The organism is Aequorivita aquimaris, from assembly GCF_001573155.1.
Classification (GTDB): domain Bacteria; phylum Bacteroidota; class Bacteroidia; order Flavobacteriales; family Flavobacteriaceae; genus Aequorivita; species Aequorivita aquimaris.
In genome coordinates this window covers 1-2,057 of record NZ_JRWG01000023.1, presented here as the reverse complement: position 1 = coordinate 2,057, position 2,057 = coordinate 1, and the positions used below count along the sequence as shown (strand labels likewise).

Below are 2,057 nucleotides of genomic sequence, written 5' to 3'. Positions count from 1 at the left end.
GACTTTACCGTAACCGTAATAGACAACGAGCTGCCAGTGGCGGTTTGCCAGGATATTACCGTAGATCTTGACCCTGTTACCGGCATGGCTACCATTACCGCTGCAGATGTTGACAACGGTTCTACCGACAACTGCGGCATTGCCTCAATGAGCCTTGATGTTTCATCATTTGATTGCTCAATGACCGGTGCAAACACCGTGGTTATGACAGTTACCGATAACTCAGGAAACATTTCTACCTGTACTTCTACCGTTACCGTTCAGGACGTTACAGCTCCTGAGGTATTCTGCGTGGGCGGATTTGGAATCTTTACGGAGTCTGAAGACTTTGAGGGTGCTACAATCCCAACAGGATGGACAACGGTAATTGAATCTGGAAGTCAGGACTGGACATTTGGTAGTGGTGACATGCCTTTAGGTACAGATTTCCCAACCAATGCGGCAATCTTTGATGACGATGCTGCTGGTTCAGGTGAGGTTAACCTTGCCCGATTGTTATCGCCCGCCTATGATCTTACAGGAGCTAGCAACGCACAGCTTTCATTTGATTACGCAATACAGGATTTCATTGGTTCGGGTACTTTCGAGGCTGAAGTTTGGGACGGATCTGCATGGCAACAAGTCCTGTTTATTGACGATATGGATGTTAATCCAGTAAATACTGGGGATATAGATGTTTCTGCCTATGCAAACGCTGCATTTCAGGTTCGATTTACTTATGATGATGAAGGCGATTGGGCCTGGGGAGCTGGTGTTGACAACTTCCTATTGACCTATGAGGCTGCCTCTGGTGGAGGACTTGACGTTTTCCTTGATGCAAACGGTATGGCAAGTATTGACCCTAACGACCTTGTTACAAGTGTTAATGAAGCTTGTGGCTACACAATTACCGCTGGTGGCGTTGGTGGAGGTTCCTCGGAAACTCTTAACGCTGGTTTCGCTGGCGGTAATGGAAACTTTGGTAATATGTTTGATGTAAACGCAGTTACCGATGTTACACTTGATTCTTTTGATATCAATGCAGACACAGGTGCTACATTTGACGTAGAAGTATATGCCAAAACAGGTACTTGGGTAGGTTTTGAAGCAGATCCTTCTGCTTGGACTTTGATAGGTACTGCATTAGCTGTAGTTTCAAATGGAGATGGCGTAGCAACACCCCTTAACCTGACACTTGATTATGCAATGGCTGCAGGTGAAACACACGCTTTCTATGTAACTCCTACTGATTTCTCTACCGGTGGTCTTAACTATACCAATGGAACTGGAACAGGAAACGTTTGGGCATCAGATGCAAACATTGAGTTCCTTGAAGGTGGAGCGAGAGGATATCCTTTCTCTGGAAGCACATTCCAGCCACGTGTATTTAATGGGAACATTCATTATACTACCGGAGGTGGTTCTGGTCTTGACTTTACTTGTGCTGACCTGGGCGAGAACATTGTAGAGGTTACCGTTACCGACGACAGTGGAAACTCTTCTACCTGTATGGCAGTGGTAAATGTGATTGATAACATTGCACCTGTGATTACCTGTGGTCCTCCTGTGACTACTGTATCAGAAACAGTAGATTTTGAAGGTAGCTCTATACCTTCTGGATGGACTACCCAGATTAATTCTGGTTCTCAGGACTGGGCCTTCGGTTCTGGCGATATGCCAATAGGAACTGACTTCGCCTCAAACGCAGCCATCTTTGATGACGACGCAGCTGGTAGCGGTGAGGTAAACAACGCTACGCTTATCTCTCCGGTATATGATATAAGCGCTGCTTCTACTGCCTCGCTGTCTTTTGACTATGCAATGCAGGAGTTTGCCGGTGACGGTACACTTACCGTTGAAGTTTATGATGGGGCCGCATGGCAACAGATTCTTTTTGTTGATGTTGATACTAATCCTGTCAATACAGGAGCCATTGATTTGGCAACTTACCTAAATGCTGACTTCCAAGTTCGTTTTACATATGACGATGAAGGCGGTTGGGCCTGGGGTGCCGGTGTGGACAATTTCGAGCTTAACTATTCTATTGTTCCAACGAGCAACGTAGTGGAAATCGAATT

General features: G+C 45.9%; 1 pseudogene. It reads left to right on the top strand.

Annotation, left to right across the window (positions count from 1 at the left end):
• Nucleotides 1-2,057: pseudogene (locus tag LS48_RS15380) on the top strand (HYR domain-containing protein); the annotation flags it as partial.